Origin of the sequence: Bordetella bronchialis (genome assembly GCF_001676705.1) — a bacterium.
Taxonomy (GTDB): Bacteria; Pseudomonadota; Gammaproteobacteria; order Burkholderiales; family Burkholderiaceae_B; genus Bordetella_C; species Bordetella_C bronchialis.
This window is the reverse complement of sequence record NZ_CP016170.1, coordinates 5,555,426-5,570,849: the sequence shown is the minus strand read 5'-3', so window position 1 is coordinate 5,570,849 and position 15,424 is coordinate 5,555,426. Positions and strand designations below refer to the sequence as shown.

13 protein-coding genes are annotated in these 15,424 nt (G+C 69.7%); 6 read left to right on the top strand and 7 right to left on the bottom strand.

The window, feature by feature from the left end; genetic code table 11:
- Positions 1 to 18 precede the first annotated feature (18 nt).
- The 3 genes from BAU06_RS24440 to BAU06_RS26795 are packed head-to-tail and all read left to right on the top strand — an operon-like array spanning position 19 to position 3,614.
- Complete coding sequence (locus BAU06_RS24440) at positions 19 to 2,184, top strand: lytic transglycosylase domain-containing protein (protein ID WP_082993809.1); 2,166 nt, start codon at positions 19 to 21, stop codon at positions 2,182 to 2,184.
- A gap of 34 nt (positions 2,185 to 2,218) precedes the next feature.
- The gene (locus tag BAU06_RS24435) at positions 2,219 to 3,388 is read left to right on the top strand and encodes a tRNA nucleotidyltransferase/poly(A) polymerase-related protein (RefSeq protein WP_066356800.1); all 1,170 of its coding nucleotides are present in this window, start codon (positions 2,219 to 2,221) and stop codon (positions 3,386 to 3,388) included.
- A gap of 49 nt (positions 3,389 to 3,437) precedes the next feature.
- The gene (locus tag BAU06_RS26795) at positions 3,438 to 3,614 is read left to right on the top strand and encodes a hypothetical protein (protein ID WP_156770326.1); all 177 of its coding nucleotides are present in this window, start codon (positions 3,438 to 3,440) and stop codon (positions 3,612 to 3,614) included.
- Positions 3,615 to 3,635: 21 nt separating this feature from the next.
- On the opposite strand, the gene BAU06_RS24430 is transcribed toward BAU06_RS26795, so the two are convergent.
- The 6 genes from BAU06_RS24430 to BAU06_RS24405 all read right to left on the bottom strand — a co-directional run bounded on the left by BAU06_RS24430 (position 3,636) and on the right by BAU06_RS24405 (position 11,070).
- Complete coding sequence (locus BAU06_RS24430; RefSeq protein ID WP_066359715.1) at positions 3,636 to 4,805, bottom strand: class I SAM-dependent methyltransferase; 1,170 nt, start codon at positions 4,803 to 4,805, stop codon at positions 3,636 to 3,638.
- 166 nt (positions 4,806 to 4,971) lie between these two features.
- Positions 4,972 to 7,278, bottom strand: a complete 2,307-nt coding sequence (locus BAU06_RS24425; RefSeq protein ID WP_066356797.1) for a glycoside hydrolase — start codon at positions 7,276 to 7,278, stop codon at positions 4,972 to 4,974.
- Between the two features lie 37 nt (positions 7,279 to 7,315).
- Positions 7,316 to 9,052 carry a DEAD/DEAH box helicase gene (locus BAU06_RS24420; protein WP_066356794.1) on the bottom strand — a complete coding sequence of 579 codons (1,737 nt, stop codon included), beginning with the start codon at positions 9,050 to 9,052 and terminating at the stop codon, positions 7,316 to 7,318.
- 295 nt (positions 9,053 to 9,347) lie between these two features.
- Positions 9,348 to 10,106, bottom strand: coding sequence for a uracil-DNA glycosylase (locus tag BAU06_RS24415; protein ID WP_066356792.1), 759 nt, complete (start codon positions 10,104 to 10,106; stop codon positions 9,348 to 9,350).
- Positions 10,107 to 10,568, bottom strand: a complete 462-nt coding sequence (locus BAU06_RS24410) for an STY0301 family protein (protein ID WP_066356790.1) — start codon at positions 10,566 to 10,568, stop codon at positions 10,107 to 10,109.
- A gap of 37 nt (positions 10,569 to 10,605) precedes the next feature.
- Positions 10,606 to 11,070 carry an HIT family protein gene (locus BAU06_RS24405; RefSeq protein WP_066356788.1) on the bottom strand — a complete coding sequence of 155 codons (465 nt, stop codon included), beginning with the start codon at positions 11,068 to 11,070 and terminating at the stop codon, positions 10,606 to 10,608.
- Between the two features lie 143 nt (positions 11,071 to 11,213).
- On the opposite strand from BAU06_RS24405, the gene selD reads away from it, so the two are divergent.
- Together selD and BAU06_RS24395 are read left to right on the top strand one after the other, a co-directional pair.
- Entirely contained in the window at positions 11,214 to 12,278 is a 1,065-nt protein-coding gene (gene selD / locus BAU06_RS24400; protein WP_066356787.1) for a selenide, water dikinase SelD, read from the top strand.
- A gap of 177 nt (positions 12,279 to 12,455) precedes the next feature.
- The gene (locus tag BAU06_RS24395) at positions 12,456 to 13,118 is read left to right on the top strand and encodes a 2-hydroxychromene-2-carboxylate isomerase (RefSeq protein WP_066356784.1); all 663 of its coding nucleotides are present in this window, start codon (positions 12,456 to 12,458) and stop codon (positions 13,116 to 13,118) included.
- Positions 13,119 to 13,149: 31 nt separating this feature from the next.
- Here BAU06_RS24395 and BAU06_RS24390 read toward each other — a convergent pair whose 3' ends face one another.
- Positions 13,150 to 14,067, bottom strand: a complete 918-nt coding sequence (locus BAU06_RS24390) for a LysR family transcriptional regulator (protein ID WP_066356780.1) — start codon at positions 14,065 to 14,067, stop codon at positions 13,150 to 13,152.
- Positions 14,068 to 14,306: 239 nt separating this feature from the next.
- On the opposite strand from BAU06_RS24390, the gene BAU06_RS24385 reads away from it, so the two are divergent.
- Positions 14,307 to 15,317, top strand: coding sequence for a TRAP transporter substrate-binding protein (locus tag BAU06_RS24385; protein ID WP_066356778.1), 1,011 nt, complete (start codon positions 14,307 to 14,309; stop codon positions 15,315 to 15,317).
- Positions 15,318 to 15,424: the final 107 nt, after the last annotated feature.

Genomic DNA, 15,424 nt, shown 5'->3' with positions numbered 1-15,424 from the left:
CGGTCCAGGGGGGAACTGATGCGTAGGGGGGAATCGGGACGTTATCAGAAATCGCCAGGGGCCGACGCCGCGCGCTTGCTGCGCCGCGCGTTGCCGCTGCTGGGTTTGCTGGCGTCCGCTTGCGCGCCCGTGGATGCGCAGCAGCACGCTGTCCAGGCGCGCGAGGCCTCGGCCGTATCGGCCCCCGCCTCGAGCCAGGCTGGCGCCGCGCCCGCCACGGACGCCGCCACGGTGCCCGTTACCACCCTGGCCAACGATCCTTCCGCCGCCGCGCAGCCGGAAGCGGTTTCGCTGTTGTCCACCGAACCTCCCACCCCTGCCCGCCAGGCCGTCATCACGGCGCGCGACGCCATGACGCGCAAGCAATGGTCGGCCCTGGCCGTCGTGGTCCCCCAGGCGCGCGAGGACATCCTGGGCATGTATCCGGAATACTGGCTGCTGCGCTACCAGGTGTGGAACATGCCGCGCGCGCAATGGCCGGTGGACCAGCTGCGGCGCTTCATCGAGCGCAATCCCGACGCCTATCTGGCCGACAAGCTGCGCGCGGACTGGCTGCTGGCCGCCGCGCGTTCGGGCGACTACGACACCGTCAACCGGCTGGCGCCCGTCAAGAACGGCAATGCGCAGACCGAGTGCGCCGCCCTGGAAGCCCGCTACATGACCGGCAGGAAAGTCAGCGGCGCGGAGGCCATGCGGGCGTTCGCGCCGGGGGCATGGTGCTGGTCGCTGTACGACGATCTGGTCGCCAACCATGTGCTGGGCTGGAATGACCTGCAGCCCCGGCTGCGCGACGCGATAGAGGACAACAAGCTCGCCGATGCGCGCCGGTACGCCGGTTATCTGTTCGAGCCGCCGCAGCAGAAGGCCTATGACGCGATGATCAAAGACCCGATGAAGTGGCTGGTGCGCCAGCCGCGGGGTCCGCGCAGCCAGGCCGAGACCGAGCTCGTCACCATCGCCTTGGCGCGCCTGGCGCGCGGCAACCTGGATGTGGCCGACTCCTACATCCGGCGCGAGTGGGCCAAGGGCCTGCCGCGCCAGGACCTGGCATGGGTCAGGGCGCAACTGGCGCTGGTGGCGGTGTTGAACCAGGACCCCCGCGCCCACGACTGGTACGTAGAGGCCGGCCATATCCGGCTGACCCAGTACAACGAGGAATGGAAAGTCCGCGCCGCCTTGCGGCAGCCCCGCATCGACTGGAAATGGGTGATCGCGTCCATCGAGGCCATGTCGCCCGAAGCCCGCGAAGAGCCCGCCTGGATCTACTGGCACGCGCGCGGCCTGGCCGCGACGGGCCGCGGCGAGCAGGCGCGGCAGGAATACGAGCAGATCGCCGGCAAGTTCAATTTCTACGGGCAGCTGGCGGCGGAGGAACTCGGCCGCGCGATCACCGTGCCGCCGCGCGCCGCCCCGTTGACCGCCCAGGAGATGGCGCAGGCCCGCGCCAATCCCGGCTTGCAGCGGGCGATCGCGCTGTTTCGCCTGGGCTGGCGCGGCGACGCCGTGCCGGAATGGAACTTCGCGCTGCGTGGCATGGACGACCGCCAACTGCTGGCCGCGGCCGAGCTGGCGCGCCGCGAGAACATCTACGACCGGGTGGTGAACACCTCGGAGCGCACCGAAAAGCAGTTCGACTTTTCGCAGCGCTACATCGCGCCCTTCGAAGGCCGGGTGGCCGCCAAGGCCAGCCAGGTGGCGCTGGACCCGGCGTGGGTCTACGGGCTTATCCGCCAGGAGTCGCGCTTCATCATGGATGCGCGCTCTTCCGTCGGGGCCTCCGGGCTGATGCAGCTGATGCCGGGCACGGCCAAGTGGGTGGCCAGCAAGATCGGCCTGAGCAATTTCACGCCGGGCCAGGTCAACGACTTCGACACGAACACCTTGCTGGGGACCTCGTACCTGAGCATGGTGCTGCAGGACCTGGACGGTTCGCAGGTCCTGGCCAGCGCCGGCTATAACGCGGGTCCGCGCCGTCCCATCCGCTGGCGCGCGACGCTGACCCACCCCGTGGAAGGCGCCATCTTCGCGGAGACCATCCCCTTCACGGAAACGCGCACCTACGTGAAGAACGTCATGGCCAACGCCACGTATTACGCGGCGATGTTCACCGGCCAGCCGCAATCGCTCAAGCAGCGCCTGGGCCGCATCGCGCCCGAGCCGCCGGAACGGACGGACCTGCCGTGACCGCGCCGGCCGCCATGCAAGCCCGGGTGGCGCGATGACGGATCCGGCGCTGGAAGGCCTGCGGGCCTACATCGTGGGCGGCGCCGTGCGCGACGAACTGCTGGGCTTGCCGGCGGGCGACCGCGACTGGGTGGTGGTGGGCGCCACGCCCGAGGCCATGACACGCCGCGGCTTCGTGCCGGTGGGCGGCGATTTCCCGGTCTTCCTGCATCCGGAAACCCACGAGGAATACGCCCTGGCACGCACGGAGCGCAAGTCCGGACGCGGCTACAAGGGCTTTACCTTCTACACCGGCAGCGACGTCACGCTGGAAGACGACCTGGCGCGGCGCGACCTGACGGTCAACGCGATCGCCCGCGACGCCGACGGCACGTTGATCGATCCCCTGGGTGGCGTCCGCGACCTGCGCGACCGCGTCCTGCGCCACATCGGCGAGGCCTTCGCCGAAGACCCCGTGCGTATCCTGCGGCTGGCCCGCTTCGCCGCCCGCTTCGGCGACTTCAGCGTGGCGCCCGAAACGCTGGCGCTGTGCCGCGCCATGGTGGATGCGGGCGAGGCGGACGCCCTGGTGCCGGAACGCGTATGGAAGGAGCTGTCGCGCGGACTGATGGCGGCCCGGCCGTCCCGCATGCTGGATGTGCTGGACCAGGCGCAGGCCTTGCCGCGCGTGCTGCCCGGCTTGCGCGTGGACGATCAGGTCAAGGCCGATCTGGACGAGGCCGCGCGGCGCGATCTGCCGCTGGCCGGCCGCTATGCCTTGCTATGCCTGGCCTCTCCGCGGCGCGACGATGTGTCGGCCCGCCTGCGCGTGCCGACCGAATGCGCGGATCACGCGCGCCTGCTGCCCATCGTGCTGGACGGGCTCGAAGGGCGTGTAGAGCGGGCGGGCGCCGCGACCGCCGCCTGCGACGATGCCACCGCGCGGCTGGCGTTGATGGAGCGCTGCGATGCCTTGCGCAAGCCGCGGCGTTTCCTCGATTTGCTGCGCACGGCGGCGGTGCGCGTCACGGTCGACGAGGCGATGTGGCAGGCCGTGCTGCAGGCCATGCGCGCCGTCGATGCCGGCGCCATCGCGCGCCAGCATCCCGGGCAACCCGACCGCATAAAACAGGCCGTGCGCGAGGCCCGCGTCCGCGCGGTGCATGAAGTTCTGGATTCCATCGGTGCGGCGCGCGGCCCGGAACCGGCCGGCCGGCAAGCGTGACGTATCCGCGCGCCGCCATTCGGGCGGCGCGATTCAACGGAGTACGTCAATGACGATGCAAGTGACTTCACCCTCGTTGCCCGCCGGCATCGCTGCCTTGGATGCAAGCGTCCTTCAGGATCATCGCGGCCAGGAAGCGGACAAGGCTGCCAGCACCGACGCGGCGGTAAGCTTTACCGCGGTGCTTTCCACCTATGATGCCGGCGCCAGCGAGGAAACCCGCTAGGCTGTCCATCCTGTCGGCGCGCTACAGCATCGCGCGCCGATCGCCCCGCCGGAAACCTGTCAACGGCGGATCGACCCCGCGGCCGACGGCCAGCACCTTGAACAGTTCACCCATCTCCGCTTCGGAAAGCAGCTTCTGCACCGGCGCGATCGTGCGCGCGTAATTCGCGCTGTCGGCGGCGTCCAGCCGCCCGATGTGTTCCATCAGGCCCGCGTTCACCAGGAAGCGCGCCTGCGACAGATACCCCAGGACATCCAGTCCGCCGGCCAGCGCGGCGTCGGCCATCGCGGTGAAATCCACGTGCGCGGTAATGTCCTGCAGACCGGGAGCCAGGAAGGGATCGGCATGCGAATGATGGCGCAGGTGGCACATCAGCGTGCCGCCGGCGCGTTGCGGATGATAGTACTCGTGGCGGGGAAAGCCGTAATCGATCAATAGCGCGGCACCGCGCCGCAGCCACTGGCCCATGCCGCGCACCCAGGCTTCTCCCTGAAGGTTGACTTCGGACACGTAGCCTTCCAGCGGCGGCATGCGCTCGGCCATGACCTGTGCCAGGCGCGGCGGCGCGGGGCGATCCGACCACGCGAAGCCGCCTTCGGGATTCACGACCACGCCGCGCTCCAGCAAGGTGCCGGCGTCGTCCCAGCGGAAGACCTGCACCGGCATGGCGTCCAGTACTTCATTGGCCAGCACGCAGCCTTCGAAGGCATCGGGCAGGCGGTCCAGCCAGCTTACCCGCCGGCCATGCGCCGCCAGGCGGGCCTGCTGGCGCGCGCGCAGGTCCGCGGAGACCTCGACGATGTGGTAGCGCGCGTCCAGGCCCTGGGCATCCAGCGCCGCCAGGACGTGTCCGGCCAGCGCGCCGGTCCCCGCGCCGAACTCCAGGACGTCGCGTGTGCCGGTCTGGCGCAGCACCTGCGCGGCCTGCGCGGCCAGCGTCGCGCCGAACAGGGGCGTCAATTCGGGCGCGGTGACGAAATCGCCGGCGGCCTGGGCGGTACCGCCCTCGGCCAGTTTGACGCTGCCGGCCGCGTAATAGCCCAGGCCCGGGGCGTACAGGGCCTCGGCCATCCAGTGCTCGAAGGATAGCCATCCCCCGGCCTGGGCGATGGCCGCCCGCAAATGGGCGGCCATGCGTTCCGCATGGTCACGGGACGCGTCATCGAGGGGCGGGGGGAAAGTCTCTGGCATCGGTACGGCGGACAGCGAAGCGGCGCGAAACCGCCATTGTTTCAGGAAAACGGCCCGGCCGGAAATCCGTGCCCGGCATCGCCCATGCAACAGGGGTCCGTCCGACGCCGCCCGCAATCGGCCGGCGTCCATCGCGCATTCAGCCCGGCATCCGCCGCGCGCAACGCTACGGCGCCTTGGCGGGCTCCGCGCGAAAAACCACGGGCTGCTGTCCCGACGTGAATGCCGCCACCGACCTGCCCGGTATCGTCGTGTCGCGCCACGCGTAAGGGGTGTCGCGGAAGTTGGCCACCAGGCTGGTGCCGTCCTCGAACGCCGTGCGCTGCACGCGGCGATCGGGCGCCAGCCACTCGAACGCGGTCAGCGCCTGCGTCGCCAGGCGCTCGTGCAGGGGCCGGAAGAAGGCGTCGTGGCGGACGATCTCCGGCAGCCGCCGGGCCAGCGTGGCGCTGCTCAGGTGGAACAACGGCGGCACGTTGTAGAGCAGCTGGAGCAGGGCGTTCTCCGCGCGGACGTTGGCCAGTTTGAGGTTGTCGAAGAGCCAGTGATGAGTGGTGATGACCGAGCCGTGATAGACGGCCTGGTACAGCGGCAGCCGGGTGGCGGGATCGAAATGGATGGCCGCGTAAGGCGGCTTGAGCGGCGTGGCCTGGAAGAACTTCGCCGGCTCGTCGTCGGGGTACCAGGCGCCCAGGAACCAGGGGGAACGCCGGTCGCGATGCAGGTCCGGATCGGTCCAGCCGATCACGGGCGTCTGCATGCCGTGCGCGAACACGATGTCCTCGACGGCGGCATTGCCGCCCTCCGAGCCCACCGGCAGGCCCGGCACGTCGGCCATCCAGCGCAGGCTGGCCGCGCTTTCCGCGACATAGCGGCGCTGGGGCGTCGGCGCCTGGGCCGCGTGGTTGTCGAAGGCCATGCCGGTGGCGTACACGTCGATGAACCAGCTGTTGAACGGCACGGCCTGGCGCACGGCCTGCACGCGCGCCTGCAGCAAGGGCCGGACACAGGCCGGATCGGTGTAATGGCCGGCGCCCTGGAAGCCGGGCTGCAGGCGGCCGTCGGCGCGCCGGATGCCGCAGTCGCGATACGCCGCCAGGCCCAGCTGCGCGGACGCCCAGCCGGGCTGCTGGCCGGGCGGCAGCGCCGTCTCATAGGAATCATAGGGGGCCACCAGGTATCCGGCGCGCACGCCGTCCGCGATCGCCTCCGGGTGCCACAGGCCGCCTTCCCAGCCTTGGCCCAGGCCTATCCACAGGCGCGGCAGGCCGGCACCGGCCAGGGCCGCGATGGTGGCGACGGACACGCCCGCGCCCCAGCGCGCCGGGTCGGCGGACAGCGTGGCGCCGAAGGTCCGCGCCGCTTCGCGCCGCAGCTCGCCATAGCGGGTCGCCAGGGCGTGCATATCGGGCGTGGCCGTCTGCCAGGCGGCGCGGGCCACGGCGTCGAATGCCTCGTTGACGCCGCGGATCGTCCAGGCCCGGCGTGCGGCGTCGGGCGCGGCGCCGGCATCGGTGAGCGTGCGGAGCAGGTCCTTGTCCATATGGGCGCGCAGCGTCGTGGGCAGGGGATCGCCGCCGCGCAAGCGCGCCAGGAAACCCGGCCAGTCCCGCACGTCCCGGGGGGCCAGCAAGCCATTGCCCCACAGGTAGACATGGCTGGCGCCCAGCAGGCGCGATGCCGAGGGCATGCGGCGGATCTTGTCGGCCAGTCGGGCGTGGCCGTCCCGTGCCGCCAGGCCCGCGCGATAGCGCCGCGCGCCGGCCAGCGGATCCGGCCCGCCCAGGTGCAGCGTCAGGGCCATGGGCGAGTCCAGGTCCAGCGCCGTGTAGTCATGGTCCAGCGTCATCGACAGCCCGGCGCCGTCCCGCGCGAAGGCGGCCGTGTTGTTGTAGCGGTTCCCCAGGATCCAGGACAGCGTGTGGGTACCCTGGTCCAGGGTCCACAACGGCAGGCTGATGGATTCGGAGGTATCGAACTCCGCCATCTCCCGTAGCAGGAACTCGCGCCATCGCGCATCGCCCGCGGGTATGTAATGGCCCTCGGCCAAGGGCAGCGCCAGGCCGCGCCCCATGGCGGCGGCCGGCTGGCGCAACAGCGCGATGCGGCCGGGCTGCATGGCCACGATCGACAAGCTCAGGTCCGCGCCGTCCAGGCGGGCCGCCAGGCGGTAGCGAGGGCCCGCCGGTCCCGGGTCCCAGTGCCAGGCGGCTTCCGTGGGCGTCGCGCGCAGGTCGTGGACCGTATGGCCGGGGCCGCCGCGCGAGACCTCTATGGTTGGCGATGGTGGCGCCTCGCCTGGCGTAAGGCCGGTGTGGGGCGTTACCGCGATTGCCAGCGTGCCGGGCTGCAGCTCGATGGTCCAGAGTGCATTGCGCAGGACGACGGTGGCATGGACGGAGGTCGCGGCCAGCGCGATGGGCAGCAGTAAAGCCAGTGTGGAAAGACGTGAAAGGCGCAACAGGGTCTCCATGGTGGAGCCCCCGGGCGCCTGGCAGTGCCGCTGGCGATCAGTCCCGGCGGCCCGCGTACGCAGGCTTGAAGGGCTTGCCCGGACGGCCATCGCGTTTCTCGAAGGCCGGCCTGCCGGTGGGGCGGGCGTAGCCCTCAGTGGAACGGCCACTACCGCCGTTCCCTTCGCGGGCAGCCTTGTCGGCGCGCATCCCGCCTTCGGAACGGGCGGGCCGGAAGCCTGCGTCCTGGCGCTGCGGACGGAAACCGCCTTCCGGACGCGGGGCCCGGAAGCCGCCTTCCGCGCGTTGCGGGCGGTCGCCGTCACGCGGCGCGCGGTCGCCGCGGAAGCCGCGGTCGGCGGCCGGGCCACGATCGCCGCGGAAGCCCGCGGCGGGATCGAAGCCGCGCTCGGCCGGACGCGAGGCGCCTTCGCCGGCGTAGGGCCGGCCACCCTGGAAGCCGCGGTCGCCGTCGCGCCATCCGCGCTGCGGGCGATCGCCGGAGAATTCGCGTTGCTGCGGGGCCGCGCCATCGCGGCCGTCACGGCGCGGGCGATCTTCGAAACCCCGGGCGCCGAAGCCGCCGCGGCTGTCGCGGTTGAACGGCCGCTTGCCGAAGCCCGGCTTGCTGCCGCGCTCGAAGGGACGCGGCGTGCGCTTCGGCTCCAGGCCGGCGATGACCTGCGGGGTCAGCGTCTGGCCGATGAAGTGCTCGATGCGGCGGATCTTGTGGCGTTCGGCATGCGTGGCCAGCGTGAACGCCAGGCCGTCGCGGCCCGCGCGTCCGGTGCGGCCGATGCGGTGCACGTAGTCTTCGGCCTGCATGGGCAGATCGAAATTGACCGCGTGGCTGATGCCCTGCACGTCGATGCCGCGCGCGGCCACGTCGGTGGCCACCAGCACTTTGAGCTGGCGCCGCTGCAGCATGCTCAGGGTGCGGGTGCGCTGGCGCTGGTTCATGTCGCCATGCAGTGCCGCCGCCGCGAAGCCCTGGTCGGCCAGGCGGTCTGCCAGGTCGTCGGCGCCGCGCTTGGTGGCGGTGAAGACGATGGCCTGGTCCAGCGCCGCGTCGCGCAGCACGTGGTCCAGCAGCTGCATCTTGTGCGCGGCGTCGTCGGCGTAGAGCAGGCTTTGCGTGATGTTGGAATGCTTGTCCTTCTGGCCGGCGATCTCGATGCGCTGCGGTTCGCGCATCATCTTGGCGGCCAGCTTCGCCACCGTGCCGTCCAGCGTGGCCGAGAACAGCAGGGTCTGCCGTTCCTCGGGCAGGCGGCCGACGATGGTTTCGATGTCCTCGATGAAGCCCATGTCGAGCATGCGGTCGGCTTCATCCAGCACCAGCGTATGGACGGTGTTCAGCTTGACGCGGCCGGACTGCAGGTGGTCGATCAGGCGGCCGGGCGTGGCGACCAGCACGTCGACACGGCGCGACAGCGCCTTGAGCTGCACGCCATAGGGCATGCCGCCGACGACGGTGGCCGTGCGCAGGTCGCGCAGGTTCTTGCCGTACTGGCGCGTGGCGTCGTTGACCTGCAGGGCCAGTTCGCGGGTGGGCGTCAGCACCAGCACCTGCACGCCGGTGCCCTTGTTGGCCGGCATCTGCGCGACGCGGTGCAGGGCCGGCAGCATGAAGGCCGCGGTCTTGCCGCTGCCCGTCTGGGACGACACCATCAGGTCGTGGCCTGCCATGGCTTGCGGGATGGCGGCCGCCTGGACGGAAGTAGGCGTATCGAAGCCCGCTTCTTGCAACGCGGACAATAGAGTGGGCGCGAGTCCCAGGGATTCGAAAGACATGACTTACCCTTGCCGCTTTTGGCGGCGCGTATCAAGGCCGGGCCGGGGTGTGTGTGCCGGATCCAGCGCTGGTTGATGGAGCATCGACGCCGACCGGATCAACCATGCGCATGTCGCGTCACGAATTGGACGCTGGCGAAAGGAAAGGGGTCAGGAAGCGATGAAGACCGGCATGGGCCGGGGCTTGTTTACCCGGCAAAGCTGCGCACACCGTGACTTGTTTAGAGGCCGTCAGCGGGGCTGGCGGCGGACTAGCAATGCGGAAAAATGCCGTTCTTTTTGTGCAGCGCGAAAATCATAACCTGAATTCCTGCTGCGACGCCAGCGTTTTTTGGGGCAAACCCCAATCGACAATTTCCTGCCCATGCGTAAGAAGCCAGTCGTTGGCCAGACGGAAGTGGCCGCAGCCCAGGAAGGGCTGGGGCGGCCGCGAGGCCGACAGGGGCGAGGGATGGTTGGCCATCAGCACCAGGGTATTGCCGTCGTCCGGCAACAAGGGCCGCTTGGATTGCGCATGGGCGCCCCAGAGCATGAAGACCTTGGGCTGTGGCTGGCGCGCCACCAGGGCGATGAGCGCATCGGTGATCGCTTCCCAGCCGCGCCGCGCGTGCGAGCCGGGCTGGCCGTCCTCCACGGTAAGGGAGGTATTCAGCAGCAGCACGCCCTGCCGTACCCAGGGCGTCAGGTCGTTGCCGGCCGGTATGCCCTTGTCGGGGTATTCGGCGGCGATTTCCTTGAAGATATTGCGCAGGCTGGGCGGCCGCTTGCAGCTGTCGGGCACCGAGAACGCCAGGCCCTGCGCCTGGCCCGGGCCGTGGTAGGGGTCCTGGCCCAGGATCACCACCTTGACGTCGCGAGGCCGCAGCATTTCCAGGGCGCGAAAGGGCGTGCAGGGGTAGACCGTGGCGCCGGCATCCACGCGGCCGTCGACGTGCCCGCATAGTTCGGGCAGCGCGCGGGCCGCGGCCGGCGCGGCCAGGGCCGGAGCCCAGTCCTCCGGCAGTTGGGACACCAGGACGGAAAGCGGCGTGCGCAGGCGGTTTTGGTTTTCCATTCAGTAGCAGACCACTTCCACCGCGCCGCCGGGCCGGCGGCGGTCGGCCAGGTATTGCATCATGTCGCACTGGCTGATGTTGTCCGCCAGCTTGCGCACGGCCAGCAGATTCGTATCCGTATAGCTGCAGCCTATCCAGTAGCCCTGGTCGTCCGGCCGGAAATGCCAGCTGGAGGCATAACCGCGCGTGGACCGCTTCTCGGTATCCGGGGCCAGCGCCACCATATTCCGGGGGTCGCCGGAAAAGAAGGTGATGCCCTGCAGCCGGTGGTCGGGGTCGCGGCGGGGATCGGGCATGACGGACCAGCCGCCGGGCGTGTTGGTCGACGTCTGGGTGATCTGCAGCGTGCTGGGGCAGGGGGTGTTGACGGGCCGCGCGGCCAGGCAGGCCGGCGCCGCCGCCACCAGTCCCAGCGCGGCGGCCAGCCGCGGGAAAGAAATGGCCGGAAGGCGAGTGTTCATGGCAGTTGCGCGATCATGAAGACAAGTGGCGCGGGGTTCAATGGCGCGGCAAGGCGTTCAGGGTTTCGAGCAGGCGGTTGCGGTAGCGCTGCATGAGCTGCCGGACGGCCGCCATGCGCGGCGCCCAGTCGGGCGGCTCCTGGCCGGGCGGCACGCGCGGCGCCGCCCAGATGGCGTCGGGGAAATGGCGGTCGCCGCGCCAGCGCGGGATGATGTGCCAGTGCAGGTGGGGCACCATATTGCCCAGCGAGGCGACATTGATCTTGTCGGGGTGCAGGACTTCGCGCTGGGTTTCCTCGATGCGCCAGACCGCTTCCATCATCAGCTCGCGGCCGTGGCGCGACAGGCTGGTCATTTCCGGGATGTGGGAGTTCCAGATGACGCGGGTGTAGCCCGGGTAGTCGGCATCGTCGACTTCCACGACCCGCATGTGCGTGCCTTGCCACAACAGGGCCCCGCCAGGCTGCTGGCAGAGCGGACAGTCGGGAAGCAAAGTAGTCATGGGGGGTTCGCTCTTGTCGGCGCGATGGACGGAGGACCATGATAGTAGGCCGTTTTGGCGACTCTTTGTAGGGGTGGCGGCGCCCGCGGCATGGGGCCGGCCCTGCCCGGTGCTATGCTTTCCCGGCTTTCCTGGAGACCCTCATGACCCAAGACGCAAGCGCGGGCGCGGCGCCGCGCCTGACTTCGCTTTCGCACGGCGGCGGCTGCGGCTGCAAGATCGCCCCGGGAGTCCTGGCCGATCTGCTGGCCCGCTTCGCGCCGTCGCAGGCCTTTCCCGGCCTGATGGTGGGCACCGAGACCGCGGACGACGCGGCGGTGTACCGCCTGAACGACGAGCAGGCGCTGATCGCCACCACCGACTTCTTCATGCCCATCGTCGACGATCCCTACGATTTCGGCCGGATCGCCGCCACCAATGCGCTCTCGGACGTCTATGCCATGGGCGGCACGCCCATCATGGCGCTGGCCATCGTCGGCATGCCCATCAATGTGCTGCCACGCGAAACCATCGCCGAGATCCTGCGCGGCGGCCAGGAAGTCTGCGCGCAGGCCGGCATCCCGGTGGCCGGCGGCCACACCATCGATTCGGTCGAGCCCATCTACGGGCTGGCTGCCATGGGGCTGGTGCATCCGGCGCGCGTCAAGCGCAATGCCGATGCGCGCCCTGGCGACGCGCTGATCCTGAGCAAGCCGCTGGGCGTGGGCATCCTGTCGGCCGCGCTCAAGAAGAACCAGCTGGATGCCGCCGGCTACCAGGCCATGATCGCCAGCACCACGCGCCTGAACACGCCGGGACCGGCCCTGGCGGCCCTGCCCGGCGTACATGCCCTGACCGACGTCACCGGCTTCGGCCTGCTGGGTCACGCGCTGGAGATGAGCCGCGGCGCTGGCCTGCGCGCCCGCATCGATCTCGCCGCGCTGCCGTGGCTGCCCGGCGTGCGGCAGATGGCGCAAGCCGGCATGATCACCGGCGCCTCCGGCCGCAACTGGGCTTCCTATGGCGATGCCATCGCGCTGGCGCCCGGCGTGGACGAGGTCTCGCGTGCGCTGCTCACGGATCCGCAGACCTCCGGCGGCCTGCTGGTGGCCTGCGACCGCGATACCGCGCCGCGCGTGCTGGACGTCCTGCGCGAACAGGGATTCACGCAGGCGGCCGTGGTGGGCGAAATGGCCCTGGGCGAACCGGGGGTGGAGGTAGCCGGCTGAGCCGTGCGCGGCGATGCACGTATATAGGCGTGAAGGCGTGCCGCCGGCCTGGACGGCGGCACGGCCGCTCCGCGGGCGGCATCAAGTCTCTGCGGGGGCGGCGCGAGTCCTTATAAGAAGTGAACCGGCGCGTACGCTTCGGGCGGAACGCGCATTTGCATCGGAAAAGGAGACGACATGACGCAGGCGGACAGCAAGGCGGCGCCGGCAGCAACCCATGCGGCGGACGGCGCCGGGCAACTGCAGATCTGGTTCGATTTCGCCAGCCCCTACAGTTTTCTGGCGATGGAGCGTATCGAGCCCATCGCGGCATCGCATGGCGTCACCGTGGATTACCGGCCCTTCCTGTTGGGGCCGGTGTTCAAGGCGCGCGGCTGGGACGATTCCCCGTTCCGCCTGTTCCCGGACAAGGGCGAATACATGATGCGGGAGGTCGCGCGGCTGGCGGCCAAGTACGGCATCCGCTATCGCCGGCCCACCGTTTTCCCGCGCGTGGGGGTATTGCCCTCGCGCGTCGCCTACATCGGGCTGCAAGAGGCATGGGGCAGGGATTTCTGCATCGCCATGTTTCGCGCCAACTTCGTCGACGACCTGGACATCCAGCAGCAGGATGTGGTGCGCGAGCGCCTGCGGGCGCTGGGCGTGGACGCCGACGCCGTGCTGGCCCGCGCGGCCAGCGATGAAATCAAGCAGGCGTTCCGGGCGCAGGTCGACCGCGCCCAGGCCCTGGGCGTTTTCGGCGCCCCCATGATGTTCGCCGGCACGGAAATGTTCTGGGGCAACGACAGGGTGGAAGACGCGGTGCGCTGGGCGCGCGACGGCGGCGGGCCCGTGGCCTGAGCGGCCGGACGGGCGCGGGCCGCGCGCGCCGCTACATTGCGCTTTTGCGGCGTCGCTGTCCCGGCCGCCGTTCCAGCATCAGCGCCTGCAGCCGCTCGGCCGCGGGCGGCAGGCTCAGCCCGCGGCGCGTGACGAGATAGATGCGCCGGACCAGGCCCGGGATCTTCAGTGGGCGGCTGACCAGGTCCGGCCTTTCGAATTCATACAGCGTCAACGCCGGCACCACCGTGATGCCGATCCCGGCGGCGATCATGCCGGTCACCGTGGCCAGCTGTTCGACTTCCATCGCCGTCTTCATGGGATACGGGTGAAACGCCCGTTCCAGCTGCAGGCGCACGCTGTGCGAGCGGGCCAGGTGGATGAAGGGCGCCGCCGAGAGATCGGGCAGCCCGACTTCGCGCTGCCGGGCCAGCGGATGATCGGCGCGGCAGACCAGGTGGAAGCGGTCGTTGCACAGCAGCCGCGCGTCCAGGTCCTGCGCCGGCAGTCCCGACGACGCCAGCGCCAGGTCGGCGCGGCCGGCGCGCACGCGTTCCAGGCAGGGCGCGGAGAGCACGTCCGCCAGCTCCAGTTCGATGCCGGGATGTCGCTGGCGGAACTCGGCGAATACGCCCGGCAGCCAGCCCGAGGCGATGGAGGGCAGCGCGGCCACCGATACCCTGCCCTTGTCCAGCAGGGCGTGGCCGCGGAAGTCGTCGATCATGCCGTCGAAATCGTCCAGCACGCGGCGCGCGGAGGTCTCCAGCAGACGGCCCTGCGGCGTCAATTCCACATTGCGCGTGTCGCGGTCGAACAGCCGGTAGCCCAGCGTCTCTTCCATGCTGCGGATCAGCGAACTGAAGGCCGATTGCGACAAGTGGCACTGGCGCGCGGCGCGCGTAAAGCTGCGCTGTTCCACCAGGGCCAGGAAGGCACGCAGATCGCGCGTGGAGAGATTAATCTCTTTCATCGCTTAATCGATCCAAATTTTCGACTTCTCCGATTCTAGTCGCCACGGTACATTCCTGCTCCGTGGAAGCCCGCCCGTTCACGCGCATGCGCCGGCGCGGCGCCGCGCCCCGCCGTTCTCCCGACGCCGCATGAACGATGGCGGGGCCTGCGCCACACACACGACCGCCGCGCCATGCCGGGCGGCGAACACAATACGTACCGGCACACAGGATGTACCGGCGCCAAGGAGACAAGACCATGACAATGACCCGACGCAGCTTGTTGCGCGCCATGGCGGCCAGCCCGGCAATGGCCCTGGGTGTGCCCCGTTTGGCGCGCGCCGCCGAGTTTTCCTACAAGTACGCGCACAACCTGCCGATGACGCATCCGCTGCACCTGCGCGCGCAGGAAGCCGTCGAGCGCATCCGCAAGGAGTCCAACGGCCGGCTGGAGATCGCCATCTTCCCCAACAACCAACTGGGGGGCGACACCGACATGCTGTCCCAGGTGCGCAGCGGCGGCATCGAGTTGTTCACGCCCTCGGCCCTGGTCATCGCCACCGTGGTGCCGGTAGCGGCCATCAACGCCGTGGGTTTCGCGTTTTCCGATTACGGCCAGGTCTGGAAGGCCATGGACGGCGCGCTGGGCGCGCACGTGCGCGAAAAGATCGCCAAGGCCAATCTGTATGCCTTCGAGAAAATGTGGGACAACGGATTCCGGCAGGTCACCACCAGCAGCAAGCCCATCGACGGCGCGCGGGACCTGGACGGCACCAAGATCCGCGTGCCGGTCAGCCCCTTGTCCATCTCCATGTTCAAGGCGCTGTCGGCCGCGCCGGCCAGCCTGCAGTTCAGCGAGGTGTATTCGGCACTGCAGACGCGCATCGTGGACGCGCAGGAAAATCCCCTGCCCATCATCCAGGCGGCCAAGCTGTACGAAGTGCAGAAGTACTGCTCGCTGACCAACCATATCTGGGACGGCTATTGGTTCATCGCCAATGGCCGCGCGTATCGCCGCCTGCCGCCGGACCTGCAGAAGCTGTGGGAAACCGCCTTCAACGATGCCGGCATGCAGCAGCGCGAGGACCTGAAAAAAATGAACCAGTCCATCCGCAGCGACCTGGAATCCAAGGGCCTGAAATTCAACCAACCCTCGCCCGACAGTTTCCAGGCGCAATTGCGCAAGGCGGGCTTCTACGAGGAATGGCGCGGCAAGTTCGGGCCGGATGCCTGGGCACTGCTGGAAGCCGCGGTCGGCAAGCTGGCCTGAGTCCGCCGGCCGGCCCGCGCGGGGCAGCGCGCGAACGGGCGGCAACACACCAGGATCGACGGCCCCGGCCGGCGCGCATGCGGCGCGGCCGCGGCGGCCCACGGAGA

Bases quoted from the DNA above. Each gene is read 5' to 3' on its own strand.
- BAU06_RS24410 (WP_066356790.1), bottom strand. From the start codon at position 10,568: ATGAACACTCGCCTTCCGGCCATTTCTTTCCCGCGGCTGGCCGCCGCG.
- BAU06_RS24390 (WP_066356780.1), bottom strand. From the start codon at position 14,067: ATGAAAGAGATTAATCTCTCCACGCGCGATCTGCGTGCCTTCCTGGCC.
- BAU06_RS24385 (WP_066356778.1), top strand. From the start codon at position 14,307: ATGACAATGACCCGACGCAGCTTGTTGCGCGCCATGGCGGCCAGCCCG.
- BAU06_RS24405 (WP_066356788.1), bottom strand. From the start codon at position 11,070: ATGACTACTTTGCTTCCCGACTGTCCGCTCTGCCAGCAGCCTGGCGGG.
- BAU06_RS26795 (WP_156770326.1), top strand. From the start codon at position 3,438: ATGACGATGCAAGTGACTTCACCCTCGTTGCCCGCCGGCATCGCTGCC.
- BAU06_RS24430 (WP_066359715.1), bottom strand. From the start codon at position 4,805: ATGCCAGAGACTTTCCCCCCGCCCCTCGATGACGCGTCCCGTGACCAT.
- BAU06_RS24395 (WP_066356784.1), top strand. From the start codon at position 12,456: ATGACGCAGGCGGACAGCAAGGCGGCGCCGGCAGCAACCCATGCGGCG.
- selD (WP_066356787.1), top strand. From the start codon at position 11,214: ATGACCCAAGACGCAAGCGCGGGCGCGGCGCCGCGCCTGACTTCGCTT.
- BAU06_RS24440 (WP_082993809.1), top strand. From the start codon at position 19: ATGCGTAGGGGGGAATCGGGACGTTATCAGAAATCGCCAGGGGCCGAC.
- BAU06_RS24420 (WP_066356794.1), bottom strand. From the start codon at position 9,052: ATGTCTTTCGAATCCCTGGGACTCGCGCCCACTCTATTGTCCGCGTTG.
- BAU06_RS24435 (WP_066356800.1), top strand. From the start codon at position 2,219: ATGACGGATCCGGCGCTGGAAGGCCTGCGGGCCTACATCGTGGGCGGC.
- BAU06_RS24425 (WP_066356797.1), bottom strand. From the start codon at position 7,278: ATGGAGACCCTGTTGCGCCTTTCACGTCTTTCCACACTGGCTTTACTG.
- BAU06_RS24415 (WP_066356792.1), bottom strand. From the start codon at position 10,106: ATGGAAAACCAAAACCGCCTGCGCACGCCGCTTTCCGTCCTGGTGTCC.